This window comes from Vibrio sp. Vb1018, assembly GCF_033338775.1.
GTDB lineage: Bacteria > Pseudomonadota > Gammaproteobacteria > Enterobacterales > Vibrionaceae > Vibrio > Vibrio alginolyticus.
The window spans coordinates 57,912-74,380 of the sequence record NZ_JAWOTI010000012.1 but is presented as its reverse complement, the minus strand read 5'-3'; the positions used below and the strand labels follow the sequence as shown (position 1 = coordinate 74,380).

Here is a 16,469-nt window from a genome sequence, read left to right as displayed (position 1 = left end):
GAACGTCGCAGGCTTTTTTATCGATTGAGACTGTGTACGCAGGCTTACCTGATTATAGATGTCGGTTTATAGCTGAAAACGCATCAACAAAGGGCGATAAAAGTGCTGAGTGAGCCAGCACAAGCTTTTCCAAATTATGCGTTTGTACCAAGGTAAGTGCGCAATATAAACATAGCTAAATTCAATTTCTGGCCGGGCTTTTCTGTTGCGTTTAAAAGCCGGAGCGCCTGAGCTCATATTAAAGCGACGCTGGTATATCATTGCATGGCGGATGGTATAGGCCGATATTCGACGATACAATGCGAGGCGTTGTGGCTTATTGGTATCGTAGCCAAAAATTGGGCAAGTCATATCATTATCAATTTCTACAATGCCTAACGTAGCCAGCATCTCTTCTTGATAAAACAGTCCCACTAAATGTACTAATTTGTTCTGGCTCACCTGTTTTAAATATTGGGTTGAAAACTGGATGTTATTGAGGCTGTATTTATCAAGGTAAAGCATGTCATATAACTCTTTGGCACGCTGAAACTCTTCATCAGTGGTCAGTGGCCTAAACTGCCAATCTTTATCATTAAGCAGTTTGAAGTCTTTCGTTAAATCTCGGTTGAAGCTGAACGCTTGCCAATCATCAAGTAAATACACTTGTCGTGTTACCAAGCTTTGCCATTTTGGCTGCTTCAATCGCTGAATTAAGTGTGAATGCTGACGCTGGTTGAGGGAGCGAAGCACCAAGGGAAAGGTGGGGTATTGATCGAGTGCGACGCGACGCAGTTCATCGAGATTTAAGGCTGCCCATTGTTCGCTATACATATTGGTGGACAAGCACTGATTGTTGAGCGTTTGGACTTGATCCAATCCAGCCAATGATAAGATTGGTTTAGTCATATTAATAAGTAACTTACATACCCATCGAACAGCCATATTTTTGACTTTGTGAAGCTCTTCTTCGGCGTAGCCACTAAGCAGTGTCATAGGGGAGACTGCATAACAGTTGTTTGGTATTTTTGGTGTTACGGAGTAAGGAATGGCAACATCATCGATATAGTAGCAACCAAAGCTTGCTGTGCATTCATCAATAGGATTTGACTGCATAAGAGTGATAAAGGTTTGATGCCATTCTTGAGAGGAAAGTGTCATGAGTTCAATGCCTCTCCATTCCACTCAATATCAACGGTAGAAGCGTCGCTCCACTTCGTCTTGTTCTGCCTAGCTAACCGGAGTAATTCAAACACACTCTGGATTTGGCTCCCTACCGGCAAGTTATGCTGTTGCATTACATTCACTCCAGACCACCAATCTTGCCAAGTTCGAGCCTTAAATAGGGATAATCCACCTTCCGCGATGAGTGTTATTGGACCTAAATGATGCAATCGCTGCTTGGAAGGACTGGTAAACTCCATATTAGGAAGCAGTTGGTTGCATCGAGACGAGAGTAGGTGCAAACCACTGGTGGCTCTTGGGTTACATTCAATCACGTAGAGTTCATCTTGTGATTTGATGAAGTCAAACGACACTTGCCCATGATAAGTATGACGTTTACCAAAAGCTGCGATAAATGTATCTAGTCGTTTGCATGAGATCGGCTGAAAAGCACTGGCGGCCGAGCCGTTTACACAGTATTTCGGCACATAAGCTTGGTGTGCCTTAAGGTCACCATGTTCAAAAATGGCATAGTTACACACCGGAGTCCCATGGATTTTTTGTTGCTGAACCCAAGGGTAAAGGGGCGATATCGTGGCGGCAGAAATAGACTGAGTCGTCACATCTCTTATGACTTGCCCGCCAAACCGAGAGTAAACGGGCTTTAGAACGGTTCTCTTATTAATTTCAATCTCACTTTTATCAGCGACCAAACGAGTTTTGGGAAGTGTAATTTCTGGCAAATCTTGAAGCTGTTCAAAGACGGTCAACTTGTTGTGCAGGGCATTGAGTAGTCCTACATTGGGCAGAAAAAAATCTACTTCTGGGCATTGTTTGGCAACATGAGCCAAGTAATACACTTCTTCACAAGTGGGTATCACCATATCAATACGCATCTGAGTAATGATTTTTAGGATCTGCTGTTGATAGGTGGGAAACGCAAATCGAGGCGAAGCGGTGGGTATATAAGACTCAATGCCTCGCAAAAACGATCCTAGAGGTTTTTTTAGCGAATCGGTGAGAATTACGTCATGTCCATGATGCATACACATAGTTGCCCACTCTAGTGCAACTGGTGCTCGGGCTCCGGTGATTAAGACCCGCATATGTTCACCACACGTCGTTGTTTATTCATTGGCGTCCAAATAGGCGCAGGGCGGTAACTAAATCTGACAGGATCAAGCCGCAATTGGTCAAACAACTTTATCAAGGCTTGATGTATAACCCGATGGTGGTGAACATCCGCTTCAATTTGAATGGCTTGTGACCCTGTTTGGGTGATTCGGTAATCCACGCGACTTTGGGCGGATAGTGTTATAGCGCGGTAGATGAGATCTGGTAACACCGTCACTGGGACCTGGTTTGCGTTTAGCGTGAGGCGATCACCACATCGTCCGGCAATCGCGCCAAGAGGTTCAAATACGCCATTATCCTGTTTATTCTCAATAATATCGTCGAGCTGATAACGAATAATTGGCTGAGTTTTACGACGAAAATCGGTAATGATTGGGCTGTAATGAGTACGTTCGGTATTCAGCCAATGTTTTTCGATGTAAACAACATCTTGATTCCAGCGCATTTGTCCATGCTGATCCGTACATGCAAGAAAACCTTCGGTACATTGATAGACTTCATGGAGTTCGCTGTCGAACCGTTGAGAAATAAAGTGACGGTCACTCTCAGTTAGGACTTCTGCACCAGAAATGATCCGCTGTGGTTGAATTTCGGGTTGACCAAATTGACCGCTGAACTGGGCACAGAGCTGAAGAGCTTGCGCACTACCAACCAAAAGCGTGGGTTGGAACTCATCTAGCTCTTTTATCCATTCTTGGTAAGGTTTGGTTAAATCGGCATAAGAGAATGTAACAGGCCCTTTCGCGACGGATTTATACAGTGGGCTGTTGGCCCGCAAGGCTAGTGTAATTCGGTGCTTTTGCCATAGGTTGGGCAAAAGGCGAGCCAATATATTGCCGGCCCACAGTTGTGTTTCCTGCTTGTCAGCAAGAAACAGCCCGCGCATGCCTGATGTGCCCGAAGAAAGCCCAACAGTAACATCGCCAACTTTCGAAGCGGCAAAGTTGCGTGACTGCTCTGCTTTGAGTGCCTGCTGCATTAACTGTTCAGCATCTAAGCCCTTCGTATTCAACTCTGAAAGGTTCTCCATCATGGTTTGCTTATTCATGATAGGGAAATCACTGAGTGGTGCACCTTGAAGTGAGCGGTAATACGGTGAATGGCGGCATACCCAATCCAAGTGTTGCGTTAAGTGTTGTTGCTGCCATGTTTCGACTTGTTCCCTTGAGCCGAAGGGGCGGTAGCGGGTTCGCCAGAATTCTGAGATAAGCGTTCTCACTTCATCCATCCTTCTTTGATTAGCTGCTGGATAGTTTCCTGACAATGTGAAGGCACGAAGCGAACAAAGTGGTGGGTTTGTTGGTAGCAACTTCTCAACTCGGAGAGGGTGTTTTTATAGGCTTTTGTATCATCGCAAAGCATGTTCGCCAGCCAATGTTGATCGATATTTTCACTCAAGCTCTCGATTAACCAGCATGCATCGGCGAGTAAGAACAGCCAACCTTGGTCTCTTTTAACCAGCAAGCCCACTTGGCCAGCTGCATGGCCTGGCAAGCTAACCATATAAATAAATCCATCGTCGAACATGTCTTTACAGAGCAAATTAACACCTTGGCACTGAGGAAGAATTTGGCTGATTGATACAGAAAAGTCACTATGAATGAATAAGTTAGATTCAAGTTGTGGAGGAAGTAGAGCTTTTAGGTATCCTTTTCTTACGCCTCCAATTCGACCACTTTTAGTAATTGCATCCACCCCTTTTTGTTGGCAATGCAATTGAGAGTGGGAAAACTCAGACACGGCAGCAATGTGATCAGCATGGAAGTGGGAAAGTACTAAGTGTTCAATATCATGAGGTTTGAGACTTTCTTTTGCTAACTGCGCAACAATTCCGTGTTCTTTTTTATAGCGACAAGGTGTTGTCCAAGCATAAAAACGTTCAGGGAAGGGGCGAGTCGCGCTAAAAAAATGCTCGTGATATCCCGTGTCAAACAGGATGTTGCCTTGTGTTGGGTGCTGAATTAACGCAACGGCTGCCGGAAATGCTCTAGGCTTGATACCAGAACCTGGTTTGACAACAAAGCCTGGGTGTACGCAGTGTCCAGCCTCAAAGATTTTTATTTTTAGACCAGTTTGCATACTGCTGTATTCCTTCTTGAATTGAAAAAAGCGGTTGGTAATTCAGTGTTTGTTTCGCCTTGCTGATATCCAGAGTTTGATGATAGTTAAACAATCCTGCGCTGTATGAGGTGAGCCTTGGTTCTGGCTGATGTGGTAAGTGCCTTCGTATTTGCTCACTGAGCTTTAATAATGGTGATACAACGCCGTATGGTAATGATTGTAACGTTACTTTTAGGTTTAACCCCTCACATAAAGCTTGCAGAACAGTCTCAATTGGCATTGGTTCGTTGTTGGAAATGTTGAACACATCACCATGCTGAAGTTGGCCTGCCTGAGTGCAAGCGAGCATCGCTGCATGGGCAACGTTGTCTACATAGGTCAGATCAACCACAGGATTTCTACCCGATGGCAGAAGCAGAGTGTTGTTTTTTATCGCCTTAAGCACTCTTGGGATAATCGCGCGATCATTGGGTCCAAAAATGCCACGCGGTCTTAAAATGATCGCTTTGCTTTGGCCTTTTACGGCTTCAATTTCCGATAGGTATTTTGTGTGTGCGTAATCATTACACCAGTATGAAGCTATGGCGTCGGTTTCTCGAATATTCCAACGGTCTTGATGGTCAAAGTAGACGCTGGTGGAGGAAATATGGATAAAACGCGAGATTTGATAGGTATTAGCCGCATTGACGAGGTTTTTGGTGGCATCTACATTGGCTTGATAAAACGCCTGCCACTTTCCCCATGGGCTTGAGAGAGCGGCACAATGGATGATTGCATCCATACCTTGGCATACCGCATGAACTGCTGAGTGGTCTCTTAAATCGACTATATGTGGGATAATATCGAATTGCTCGGCGAGTTGTTTAGCGATGACTGTATTTCGTGCTGTAAAGTGCAGTTCATGCTGCTGGTGAAACATTCTCAGAATTGCGCTACCCAACATCCCGCTGCCACCAGTGACCAATATCTTCATAGTTTTAGCACTCCCATCCCTAGTGACAACCCTGCGGCGGTACCAGCTAATAACACATGTTTTCCTGCGGCTTCTGGCTGATTACGCAGCCAGTGTAAGTTAATTGGGAGTGAGGCGGCGACTTGGTTTCCCAAAGTCGAAAAGTGATTAACGGTTTTCTCTGTTGGTAGCCCGGTGAGTGAAGGCAGTTTTTTTAATCCATGCGCGCTGGCTTGATGAGGAAGAAAATAATCAATATCGCCGAGTGTTACCGGAGAGGCGTCAAACCCTTTTTTTAGAAACGCTGGTAAGGCTTTACGCACATGTTTAAAGAGTGCTTTGCCCTCCATCTCAAACTGGCAACTTTTTAAATAGGCTTGATGCTCGGAGGTATGCGGATTGATATGACTACCTCCGCCCTTAATTTGACAAAATGAATACCCGGTATGATGCGTTTCAAAGTGACTGGTGAGCAATCCATCATCGTTGTGTTCTTCGAGCAAAAATGCGGCGGCACCGTCCGCGAATAAGGTTGCAACTTCTGGTTTGAGCGTAAAATTTCGATTCAGTGTGATGCCAGTGGCGAGTTCGCTGGTGACAATAAGAATCCGACGGTACCGTTTTGCTAAGAATAGACTCTGAGCAAGATCAAGCGCAGAGAGAAAGGATAAACAGGTGCTGTTCAAATCAAAGCTTTCTAGCCATGTTGGAGCGTCTAACGCGGCGAGAACCGCTGAAGCGTCGTAGGGTAGAGACTGGTGGTGTGTACCGCTAGCGTAGATAAGGAGATCAACGGAGCTTAAGGTATGTGTGTTTCCTAAACACTGCTCTATTGCCTGCACCGCCATGTAAATAGCGGTCTCTTTTGTATTGGCTACATGACGATATTCAACGTCGAATTTATTTCGGCAGGTCCCTGGCGCTAATTTTAGGAAGTGATCCATCTCTCGATCAGACCATTGATTCGTTGGCAGGTAGCTTCCACTGGAAACGATGTTAAAGCCCATTATTCTCTATACACTTATTAAAAACGTCGTTCAAAATAAACCACGTTGCATATTGAAGCTATGGTGAGCGAGATGAAAAATAAACAGAACAAAACAAATGGGAGTAAGAGCACGCTTTGGGTGCAATGCTGAGAATGAATTTTCAGGAATGAGCCAGGCTTTTATTTGCTGGCTCAATATGAATAGAGTGAGGGTTACTTCTTAAATTTCGCCAAAATACGATCCAAATGGTTTGCAAATTCGCGTCGATCGGTTTGAGAAAGCGCGGCGGGCCCACCTGTCTGAATTCCGCTTGAACGCATGGTTTCCATAAAGTCGCGGATATTTAGGCGAGCTTTGATGGTGTCTTTTGTATAGAGCTCGCCACGAGAACTGAGGGCTTGAGCGCCTTTAGAGATAACCTCATCTGCAAGCGGAATATCTGACGTGATCACCAAATCGTTGGCTTCTACACGCTTGACGATTTCGTTGTCTGCGATGTCAAATCCCGCAGGGACTTGTAGCGAGTGGATGTTGTCTCTTTTCGGCACAGGGACAACGTGGTTAGCGACAAACGTACATTCAATCCCCGTACGCTCGGCGGCACGCACAATGGTTTCGCGAATAACTTTCGGACACGCGTCTGCATCTACCCATAACTTCATGATGATTTCTCACTGAGTTTCGCTTCTAACTCTTCAATACGAATGGCTAGCATTTTTACGGTGTGTTCTAGGGCTTCAAGACGATCATTATCGGTGTGGTGTTGTGCTGCGATTTCAACCTTGGGTACGCGTTGAGCACTCTTCCAACTTTTTATTGCGGTGATTAACGCTGGCATTGGAACTGGCGTTTTCAATCGTGCTTTCACTAACGCTACGGTTGGCTCTTTTCCTTGTTGTTGCAACTGTTCCATTGCCGCTTCTAATTCTTTAGTAACGTCTTGAGTTAACATTTTTAATCCTTAACAACGATATATCTATCATCATACGTTGAGTGCGCTAATTTGGCGAATGGCATTTTGGAGAGTGTAGTGTGAGAGATCTCTTACATAGGTTGTGAGAGAAAACGATTTCGTAAGCGGAAAAAGAGAAGCTGAAGAGCTTAAGTTTCTGATAAATAATGATTTAACAACTTGTTAACCAATGTGAGAGCCAAATATTTATCTTAGATAGATTGTCTATTTTTGGAAAAGGCGTAAATTGAGAGTTGTCAGCAGGAAGCAGACATGGAACAGGAAAGCACCAAGGATTTGGTTATCGTCAGGAAGACGATTTGGTTGGTCAGGATGATTAATCAAGCATGGAGCGTAGGACATTGTAAGGATACGATCATCAATAGGATGTTGATGACTAAGGATAGACAATGGACCCCTCTAGGATTGAGGTTATGGACAGCATCAGGAAGATGCAAGGGACACCGCTCAAGGAACAAGTGACGTGTGCTAACGAGGAATGTTAGCAGTCAGGATGATAAGGACACCGCTAGGACGGCGACGTAAGGAATAAGCTGACGGAATCAGCCACTATTATGGATGATGCATGGAGCACTTTTAGTAGCCGGACTGCTGCGAGTAAGACCATGACCCCGATACTTATGTGTCGGGGTCTTTCTTATATAAAAACGATATCCAGTGTTCTCATTGAATTAAGCATCTCGATGTTATTTGGGGATATCAATATCACAAAATATATAAATTCCTAATAACACTTAATAAAAAACAACTCAGATCAATATCCTTTCCAACCAGTTGGTTTAACTTTCGGCTTCTCTACAAGGTGTTATGCCCGCAATCATTGAGCATGTTCAGCTCATCGAGTTTGTGATCTGCGGATAGATTAAGTTTGTTGTAATCAAGGAACAGATGTGGCCATAGTAACCAGAAGAATGCTTCTTCTACCCTACAATGAGTCGTTGCAACTAGAATTCGTCATGCTGAATTGCTGTGCGAAAAACCGTGCTGAATTGAATGGTCCGTATACAGTTGCGTCTGCCAAACAGATGTTTGAGAAAATACTGGATGATGAGAACATTTATAGTATGGCAGTGCTAGAGAGCACCAGTCGTGACTATATGGGGCACGTGTTCATTGCTAATCTCGATTCCGAACCTGAATTAGGTTTTATTTTTGATAAATCATATTGGGGTAAAGGGTTAGCAACAGAAGCACTAAAAGCATTTTTCCCCAAAGCGTGCCGTGAGTTGGGCTTGAATAAGGTGAAAGCTAACGTGAATAGCAATCATCAAGCTTCTATGGCGGTACTGAAAAAGCTGGGATTTGTTGAAACAAAAGAAAGTAAGGATATATATGGTCCTTACTTTGAAATGGAATTTACAAGCGATGCGGTGGTAGGTGAAAGTTCTGCGGCCTGAAACCGACCATGGTTAACTCTCCTTGGTAGCAATCGTCACCAAGAGATGAAAACTCAAATTGATACACCGTATGCCAACGCCAGACTCCGTCTGGCGTTTTTAGTTTATGGGCACCAAAGGCGATGCTGATTAATTGGAGATCCAATTGCTCACATTTACGCGTGATGGCCGCTTTTGCGAGTTCGGCTTGGCGACGCTGTTGCCAAAACAGGTAACAGAAAAAGCAGAGCCCTAAAATTGCTAAAAGATCACCAATCATTCCTGAACCTTTCTTAGCTTTTTGTTGTTTGTTGTAAGCTTACTAGCGCATTTGCTAGTTCCTCTGATGGGTTTGAATGCAGTAAAGGCAATAACACCATTCTTAACTCTGGCAGCATCACTAAATCGGCAAATAACTGATTAAATAGGGCTTGATTACCGGTTTGAGCTAAACGCAGCAAAAACTGTTCTGCTACCTTTTCATTGGCGAGTAAGTGCCAAGCGCGACCCGCCACACCAATCAATACCTCCTGATGGCTTAAACGAGGGCTATGCAATATCGCATCTAATACTGGAGAGGCGACTTCTGGTGGTGCACCAGCAAGGGCTCGGATAAGTGCTGAAAGTAGGAAGAGATCAGGTTCGCTACTTGCGATTTCTTGCTGTGCCTTTTCCGCGATACGTTCTGCTAAACGCTCTTGAAGCTCTACGTGCTCAAGCGCACCTAATAGGGCATAAAGTGGCTCATTTGGTAGGTGGTTCAACGCTTTGCGTATCATTACCCCGTTTTGCTCTTTGTCCAGGCGAGCGGCTATGTCTGTGATACCTTGCAGACCTACAGTTTGCCAATTATCCCAGCCTAAACCTCCAGAGAAGTAATGCTGGGTATGCTCGTAATATTGGCTGGTAGGAAGATTGAGGTTTGCGCGGACCTGGCTATGAAACACGGCCATTTTATCTTCGGAAGGTTTGAAAGTGTATGGGTTGTTAGACAGCTTTTGCTGTTGCTCTTCAGTGATATCATCATTGAGGCGTGTTCCCATAGCCTCCACTACGTATTTAATGAAATTGCCGATATCCGCTTGCTTTAACAAACCGCGCTCGTCCAATTCAAACTTTAGAAACCAAATCCAAGGTTGCTTTTGTTCATTCCAGTACGCGATGGCAAGGTGTGCTTTACGTTGCATTGGAAATGGGTAAGGTGCTTGACCTTTTTCTACATCGATAAACTCTTTCTTAGCGATGGTTTTGATACGGCGACCAAGATCGAAGATTTGATAATCACAGTGGCTGTTGTTCAACAGTTGAGTGAGGGTTTGAATGTTTTCCATTAAATACGACGTCCTAACGTTCTTTTCACAAGAAATGGTATCATTCTCGGCTAATTCAAGGTTCGAGATAGAATTAATGGTAACAAATACTCAATTGGTCGACTTACTTCACCAACTTGAAGCGCAGCTTAGAGAGCATAAATTGTGGCAATACACTATGCCTTCAGAGCAAGCCTTACAAAGTACGGAGCCATTTGCGATTGATACATTGCACCCTCATGAGTGGTTGCAGTGGATCTTTATAGCCAGAATGCACGCACTAGTGAAAAATAACCAACCACTGCCAAGAGGGTTTTCTCTCGAGCCCTATTTTTCGGAAGCGTGGAAGCAGGAACCGCAGTTCGCCGAGCTGCTCGTTACAATCCGAACCATTGACGAACTGTGTAAGTAAACGAATGCTAGAACAAGAACTAACGCGATCTTCAGAACCAGTTGAGCTGGAGATCGTTTATCAGGATGAATATTTTGTAGCGGTCAATAAGCCTGCAGGCATGTTAGTGCATCGCAGTTGGTTAGATAAACACGAAACTCAGTTTGTCATGCAAACTTTGCGCGACCAAATTGGTCAGCATGTGTTCCCATTGCATCGTCTGGATCGTCCAACATCTGGTGTGCTTGTGTTTGCGTTGTCGAGTGAAGTCGCATCACAAGTCATGCCGATGTTTGCTGAACATAAAATGGAAAAGACATACCACGCAATAGTACGCGGTTGGATTGAGGAAGAGGGCGTATTGGATTACGAGCTCAAAGTCGAGTTAGACAAGATTGCTGATAAGTTCGCTTCACAAGAAAAAGAAGCGCAAGAAGCGGTGACGGAATATAAGCCGCTGGCTAAAGTGGAGGTTCCCTATTCGACGGGTAAATTTCCTACAACGCGTTATTGCTTAGTTGAGATGAAACCTAAAACGGGGCGTAAGCACCAACTTCGTCGTCATATGGCACATCTACGCCATCCGATCGTGGGTGATACAACGCACGGGGATGGAAAGCACAACAAGCTGTATCGCACAGAGTTTGAATCTCATCGTCTGCTACTGCATGCTTCAGAGTTACGGTTCGTCCATCCATTTACCGATCAAGAGATTGTCATGACGGCCAATCTTGATGAAACTTGGCAGCAATTGTTCACTCGATTTGAGTGGGATGAATCGATGATTAACCGATAATCGGTGCAGTTAGATCTAGATAATGATTGGGTACAAATAAAAAGGGTTAGCATCAATGCTAACCCTTTTTTAAAATTTAAGACTTAACGTTTACTTTAGTTTTTCAAGATCCGCTTCGATCTCTGCGATCTTACTCGAAACGACTTTTTCTAAATGACGAAGGTCTGAAAGAATTTTCTCTTTTACATCAACCTCAGGTTGTTTCGTTGGCTTAGTGATTTTATTCAGTTCATCAATGACTAATGTGAGGTTACGGTTGATTTCCGTTACTTCTTTATATTTGTGACTGCCACTATCAACAAGAACATTTTTGATTTGGCGTGGGTATTTGAATTTAACGCTTTTAGCGAATAGTTCGCCTTTTTGCTTGTGGAAATAGATCTTGAGTACGTCTTTGTGTGCTTCTTGGCGTAGGGAATAACGTTCAATCTGCTTAGGGTCGTGAATACCCAAACCAGTGAGGTGGGGATACATAGGCTACCTCTATTACATCGAATTGATATTGATATAACTGTAGCAGCCTATGTATGAGCTAGATAGCTGATATTTAGCCAAAATGCTTAACTTGTGGGCAAGATCGCTCTCGCCCTGAACCGAAAAGATTGGCAGGTTTTATCTAAGCTGCGACCTCATCAGATAACTTTTCGATCAATCTCTCTCTTAGCTCATCTTGCTGTTCTTCACTTAATCTTCCTCCTGCATCACTGGTTAAAATAAACAAGTCTTCTGCTCGCTCACCAATGGTGGTGATTTTGGCACCGTGAAGGTTGATATTTAAATCAGCAAACGTACGGCCTACTTTGGCCAACAGCCCTGGTGTGTCTAGCGCGACAAACTCCATTAAAGTGTGTTTTTTACCTTTGGTTGGTAAGAAGTCGACTTTGGTTTTCACATTAAAGTGCTGAAGTTTGTTCGGAGTACGGCGCGTTTTAATCTTGGTTGGTCGGCCCGCCTCCAGTACATGGGTGAGGTGTTTAATCACCGCCGCGTGACGAGACTCATCGATCGCTTCGCCATGTTGATCGAGTACCATAAAGGTATCAATCACGTGCCCATCTTTGCTGGTCATGATTTGCGCGTCGTGTACATTAAAATTACGCCTATCTAACTCCGCCACGACCGTCGCAAATAAAGCAGGCTGGTCTTTCGTATATACAAACACCTCAGTGCCGCCACGAGTGGCTTTTTTACTGATCAATACCAAAGGCTTAGTCGGATCTTCCATGCGAAGTAAGTGTTCGCAGTGCCACGCGATTTGCGTATGGGTATGACGAAGGAAGTAGTCAGCTTTGAAGCGTTGCCACAATACTTCAATTTCGCGCGCGGCAAACCCCTCTTTGCGCAGCATTGCGGAGGCCATTTGTTGATTGTGGCGAATTCGCTCACGCACATCGACAGGGTTCTCTAGGCCTCTACGTAAAGCACGTTGTGTGGAGTAATACAGCTCCGCAAGTAAAGTTCGTTTCCAAGCATTCCAAAGTTCTGGGTTCGTTGCACAAATATCTGCAACTGTCAGGCATACAAGATAATCGAGAGATTCTTCGTCTCTGACTTTTTTGGCAAATTCGGTAATGACATCAGGATCATAAATGTCTCGGCGCTGTGCGGTGACAGACATTAATAGATGATGTCTTACCAACCAAGCGACAAGTTTGGCTTCGGGCTTCGATAAGCCATGCTCAATGCAGAAGTCGTATGCTTCTCCTTCACCGATAATTGAGTGATCGCCGCCACGACCTTTCCCGATATCGTGGAAAATAGCGGCAATAATCAGCAGCTCTTTCTTTTGCATTCGAGGGTAGACGTCACAGCAAATTGGGTGCTTCGCATGATTTTCTGGGTCACTAAAAGTGTTGATGTGTTTAAGTAAGCGAATACTGTGTTCATCAACTGTGTAGGCATGGAATAAGTCAAACTGCATTTGACCAACAATCTGACTCCATTGCGGTAAATAGGCCGCCATAACCCCTAATCGGTGCATGAGACTGAATGCTTTGTGCAGAGCATTAGGGTGACGACATAACGCCATGAACTTTTCACGCGCAGCAGGAATGGTGTGCAAAAACTTGTTGAGCCGACGGCGAGCGGTGCGCAGTTGACGCAGCGTTGGTGGGCTCACCCCTTCAATAGTTGAGTCGTTAGCAATATGTAAGAACATATCCAGAATAGTTTCTGGGCGAGCTTGGAACAATGCGGGTTTCCGCGCTTCAATTAAAGAACCGCGACGTTGAAAGTCCGTATCGAGAATCTCGGCACTTTCTGTCGCCCCACCATTAATGATCGCTTGGTCAAAGAGTTTGAGTAGCATTTTATTGAGCTCTGCCACACGACGAAGCGTGCGGTAGAACTCTTTCATCATCATTTCTACGCCTCGATTGCCTTCTCCGACGTAGCCTAGATTTTCCGCAACTTGTGCTTGATGAGCAAAGGTCAAGCGGTTGTCATAGCGGCGAAGCTCCATGTGCAGAGCGAAACGTACTCGCCAAAGGAAGTCCTGACATTCAACCAATTCTCGGTATTCTGCGTCAGTTAAAAATCCGTATCGGCTCATTTCCAACAATGAAGTAGCACCAAAGTGACGTCGAGCGACCCAGCTTAATGTATGAATATCGCGCAGCCCGCCAGGGGTTGATTTAATGTCCGGTTCTAAGTTGTAGGTCGTGTCGTGGTAACGTGCATGGCGTTCGCGCTGCTCTTGAATTTTAGCGCGGTAAAACGTCTCACTTGGCCAGAAGGAGTCTGATAACACGACTTTCTTCAGTGCCTGAAAGGTGTCCTCGCTTCCACACAGCAGTCGCGCTTCTTGCAGGTTTGTCGCGACCGTTAGATCGGCTTTACCAATTTCAGCACATTCAGTAACGGTGCGAACAGCGTGTCCGACCTCGAGTTTTAAATCCCACAACAGCGTAATGAATTCGCTGATTTTTGCTTCTAACGCGGTTGGCAGTTTATTGTTCGACAGAATCAAAATATCGATATCGGAGAGCGGATGCAGCTCGCCTCGTCCGTAGCCACCAACGGCAACTAGGGAAATGTTGTAAATATCCTTGAAACCAAAATGTTGCCACAAACGATTGAGAAGCAGATCCATATATTCAGCTCTGGCTAAAACCAAGCTTGTTACCGGATGATGATTGAGAAACTCTTGGTTTTGATTAGAGCTAAACTTCTCTAATTCTTGTTTGAGTTCACCGATATTGATTTGTTCATCGGAAAAGGTAAGAGGGGACTGAAGTGTCATATTTGCCATCCGTGCAAGCTAATCTAATAACAATCTAACAAATTTGCGGCAGATAAAAAATATCCCCGCCGAAGCAGGGATATAGTAAACAACGAGTGGTCGTCAGCTTTACGCGTTTTTCATTAGGCGAGGAATCGTATCGTCGCTACGAAGCGTCAGTACTTCACAACCTTCTTTTGTTACAACAATGGTATGTTCCCATTGCGCAGAGTTCTTGCCGTCGCCCGTGTAAACAGTCCAGTCATCTTGTGCATCAACAGAGCAACCAAATTTACCTGCGTTAATCATCGGCTCAATAGTAAAGCACATGCCTTCTTTTAATACGCGGCGGTCTTTGTTCTTGTAATGAACCACTTGTGGTTCTTCATGGAACTCATCGCCGATACCGTGGCCACAGAAGTCTTTCACAATAGAAAACTTGTTGCGAGGATTGTTCTTGTTATTCTCTTTGATGTACTTCTCGATAGCTGTACCGATGTCACCAACCGTTGAACCTGGCTTAACGGTACGCATACCAACGTACAGTGCTTCTTGAGCTACCATGCACAGACGTTTGTTTGCAGGCGAAACATCACCGACTAGGAACATCTTAGAAGTGTCACCATGGTAACCCTGAGGACGCACGCTCAGATCGGCATTCTCATCATTTGGAACGATTACGGTAATATCAACGTTTAAGATGTCACCATCTTTTAGTACCGCCGGCTTCATTTGGCCGTTGCTACCGATTTCGTCTTTTTCCGCTGGAATACCGTGGCATACGATATGGTTGATTGAAGTACAGATCGACTTAGGGAAACCATGGTAATCAAGCGGAGCAGAGTATGCGCCTTTTTCTAGAGCGTACTCATGACAGATTTTGTTTAACTCTTCTGTCGTCACACCAACTTTGATGTGTGGTTCGATCATTTCTAGAATCTCTGCGGCTAGCTTGCCCGCAATGCGCATGCGTTCTATTTCTTCAGCAGTTTTAATCTTGATTGACATTGGCTTTCTCTACTTATTCCTAAGCACGTAAACGTGCGAATGGCCGCATTCTATCAGACATCGGGGCGTTAACCCAAGTTAGATAGGAATATGCATCATTCTTAATTCGATCATATGTTTAAAGTTTTGCTTATAAATAGGAGAAAGTGGCTCGGTGAAGAAATAATTTTTACTAGCCACAGTGAGCTAAAATATGGTATAAAGCGCGCCGGAATAGAGGACTGTTCTCTTCGTTTAGCAAAGTTAAGCGGCGAAGCAAGCTTCATCCGAATAACCTTTTATCTTTAAATCACACACATTCCGTCACATATTCCGGGGTGCTGAGCAGAAGCTTGGTCGGAGTTATGGGGAATGTGGAGGCCTAACCCCATAGAGGATTTTAAAATGGCAACTGTATCAATGCGCGATATGCTAAAAGCTGGTGTTCACTTCGGTCACCAGACTCGTTACTGGAACCCAAAAATGAAGCCATTCATCTTTGGCGCTCGTAACAAAGTTCATATCATCAACCTAGAAAAAACTGTACCAATGTTCAACGACGCTCTAGCTGAACTAGCTAAAGTTGGCGAGAAGAAAGGTAAGGTTCTATTCGTAGGTACTAAGCGCGCTGCATCTGAAGCTGTTAAAGAAGCTGCAATCGCAAGCAACCAGTTTTACGTAAACAACCGCTGGTTAGGCGGTATGCTTACAAACTACAAAACAGTTCGTCAGTCTATCAAGCGTCTAAAAGAACTAGAGACTCAATCTCAAGACGGTACTTTTGACAAACTAACTAAGAAAGAAGCTCTAATGCGTACTCGCGAAATGGAGAAGCTAGAGAAATCTCTTGGTGGTATCAAAGACATGGGCGGCCTACCAGACGCTCTATTCGTAATCGACGCTGATCACGAACACATTGCAATTAAAGAAGCTAACAACCTAGGTATTCCAGTATACGCTGTGGTAGATACTAACTCTAACCCAGACGGCGTTGACTACGTAATCCCAGGTAACGACGACGCGATCCGCGCTGTACAGCTATACCTGAACGCTGCTGCTTCAGCAGTATCTGAAGGTCGTAACAAAGACGTAGCTGCAGTTGCTGAAAAAGACGGTTTCGTAGAAGCTGAATAATAG

Annotated in this window: 17 protein-coding genes; 4 read left to right on the top strand and 13 right to left on the bottom strand. The window is 44.6% G+C overall.

What is annotated here, in order from left to right; genetic code table 11:
- Positions 1 to 66: 66 nt before the first annotated feature.
- The 8 genes from R7Z10_RS14025 to R7Z10_RS13990 form a co-directional block, all read right to left on the bottom strand.
- Entirely contained in the window at positions 67 to 1,140 is a 1,074-nt protein-coding gene (locus R7Z10_RS14025) for a hypothetical protein (RefSeq protein WP_318105084.1), read from the bottom strand.
- Complete coding sequence (locus tag R7Z10_RS14020) at positions 1,137 to 2,249, bottom strand: ATP-grasp domain-containing protein (protein ID WP_318105082.1); 1,113 nt, start codon at positions 2,247 to 2,249, stop codon at positions 1,137 to 1,139. The genes R7Z10_RS14025 and R7Z10_RS14020 overlap by 4 nt, the downstream gene beginning before the upstream one ends.
- The gene (locus R7Z10_RS14015; RefSeq protein WP_318105080.1) at positions 2,237 to 3,505 is read right to left on the bottom strand and encodes a F390 synthetase-related protein; all 1,269 of its coding nucleotides are present in this window, start codon (positions 3,503 to 3,505) and stop codon (positions 2,237 to 2,239) included. Before R7Z10_RS14015 ends, R7Z10_RS14020 begins: the two co-directional genes overlap by 13 nt.
- A complete protein-coding gene (locus R7Z10_RS14010) occupies positions 3,493 to 4,356 on the bottom strand; it encodes an MBL fold metallo-hydrolase (protein ID WP_017820759.1) in 864 nt (287 codons plus the stop codon). Before R7Z10_RS14010 ends, R7Z10_RS14015 begins: the two co-directional genes overlap by 13 nt.
- On the bottom strand, positions 4,325 to 5,311 hold the full coding sequence (locus tag R7Z10_RS14005; protein ID WP_318105078.1) for an NAD(P)-dependent oxidoreductase: 987 nt from the start codon (positions 5,309 to 5,311) through the stop codon (positions 4,325 to 4,327). The genes R7Z10_RS14010 and R7Z10_RS14005 overlap by 32 nt, the downstream gene beginning before the upstream one ends.
- Entirely contained in the window at positions 5,308 to 6,297 is a 990-nt protein-coding gene (locus R7Z10_RS14000; RefSeq protein ID WP_172840021.1) for a ketoacyl-ACP synthase III, read from the bottom strand. The genes R7Z10_RS14005 and R7Z10_RS14000 overlap by 4 nt, the downstream gene beginning before the upstream one ends.
- Positions 6,298 to 6,491: 194 nt before the next feature.
- Positions 6,492 to 6,941 carry a YaiI/YqxD family protein gene (locus R7Z10_RS13995; RefSeq protein ID WP_005380310.1) on the bottom strand — a complete coding sequence of 150 codons (450 nt, stop codon included), beginning with the start codon at positions 6,939 to 6,941 and terminating at the stop codon, positions 6,492 to 6,494.
- Positions 6,938 to 7,231 carry a hypothetical protein gene (locus tag R7Z10_RS13990; protein ID WP_033905520.1) on the bottom strand — a complete coding sequence of 98 codons (294 nt, stop codon included), beginning with the start codon at positions 7,229 to 7,231 and terminating at the stop codon, positions 6,938 to 6,940. Before R7Z10_RS13990 ends, R7Z10_RS13995 begins: the two co-directional genes overlap by 4 nt.
- A gap of 932 nt (positions 7,232 to 8,163) precedes the next feature.
- Between R7Z10_RS13990 and R7Z10_RS13985 the strand changes: the two genes are divergently transcribed.
- The gene (locus tag R7Z10_RS13985) at positions 8,164 to 8,649 is read left to right on the top strand and encodes a GNAT family N-acetyltransferase (RefSeq protein WP_005380314.1); all 486 of its coding nucleotides are present in this window, start codon (positions 8,164 to 8,166) and stop codon (positions 8,647 to 8,649) included.
- Here R7Z10_RS13985 and R7Z10_RS13980 read toward each other — a convergent pair.
- Positions 8,609 to 8,908 (bottom strand): DUF3301 domain-containing protein, encoded by a 300-nt coding sequence (locus R7Z10_RS13980; RefSeq protein WP_005380315.1) that lies wholly within the window; start codon positions 8,906 to 8,908, stop codon positions 8,609 to 8,611. The two genes, R7Z10_RS13985 and R7Z10_RS13980, sit on opposite strands and share 41 nt — an antisense overlap.
- A 13-nt stretch (positions 8,909 to 8,921) precedes the next feature.
- Positions 8,922 to 9,959 carry a DUF3549 family protein gene (locus R7Z10_RS13975; protein WP_285399731.1) on the bottom strand — a complete coding sequence of 346 codons (1,038 nt, stop codon included), beginning with the start codon at positions 9,957 to 9,959 and terminating at the stop codon, positions 8,922 to 8,924.
- Positions 9,960 to 10,035: 76 nt separating this feature from the next.
- On the opposite strand from R7Z10_RS13975, the gene R7Z10_RS13970 reads away from it, so the two are divergent.
- On the top strand, positions 10,036 to 10,350 hold the full coding sequence (locus R7Z10_RS13970) for a YqcC family protein (protein WP_086047155.1): 315 nt from the start codon (positions 10,036 to 10,038) through the stop codon (positions 10,348 to 10,350).
- Positions 10,351 to 10,354: 4 nt separating this feature from the next.
- Positions 10,355 to 11,125, top strand: coding sequence for a tRNA pseudouridine(65) synthase TruC (gene truC / locus R7Z10_RS13965; protein WP_258496166.1), 771 nt, complete (start codon positions 10,355 to 10,357; stop codon positions 11,123 to 11,125).
- Positions 11,126 to 11,215: 90 nt separating this feature from the next.
- Here truC and R7Z10_RS13960 read toward each other — a convergent pair whose 3' ends face one another.
- The 3 genes from R7Z10_RS13960 to map all read right to left on the bottom strand — a co-directional run bounded on the left by R7Z10_RS13960 (position 11,216) and on the right by map (position 15,353).
- Positions 11,216 to 11,599 carry a DUF3461 family protein gene (locus R7Z10_RS13960; protein ID WP_005380322.1) on the bottom strand — a complete coding sequence of 128 codons (384 nt, stop codon included), beginning with the start codon at positions 11,597 to 11,599 and terminating at the stop codon, positions 11,216 to 11,218.
- A gap of 142 nt (positions 11,600 to 11,741) precedes the next feature.
- The gene (gene glnD, locus R7Z10_RS13955; RefSeq protein ID WP_017636037.1) at positions 11,742 to 14,366 is read right to left on the bottom strand and encodes a bifunctional uridylyltransferase/uridylyl-removing protein GlnD; all 2,625 of its coding nucleotides are present in this window, start codon (positions 14,364 to 14,366) and stop codon (positions 11,742 to 11,744) included.
- 108 nt (positions 14,367 to 14,474) lie between these two features.
- Positions 14,475 to 15,353: a type I methionyl aminopeptidase gene (gene map, locus R7Z10_RS13950; protein ID WP_005380326.1), complete on the bottom strand. Its 879-nt coding sequence runs from the start codon at positions 15,351 to 15,353 to the stop codon at positions 14,475 to 14,477.
- 384 nt (positions 15,354 to 15,737) lie between these two features.
- Between map and rpsB the strand changes: the two genes are divergently transcribed.
- Entirely contained in the window at positions 15,738 to 16,466 is a 729-nt protein-coding gene (rpsB, locus tag R7Z10_RS13945; RefSeq protein WP_005380327.1) for a 30S ribosomal protein S2, read from the top strand.
- Positions 16,467 to 16,469 lie beyond the last annotated feature (3 nt).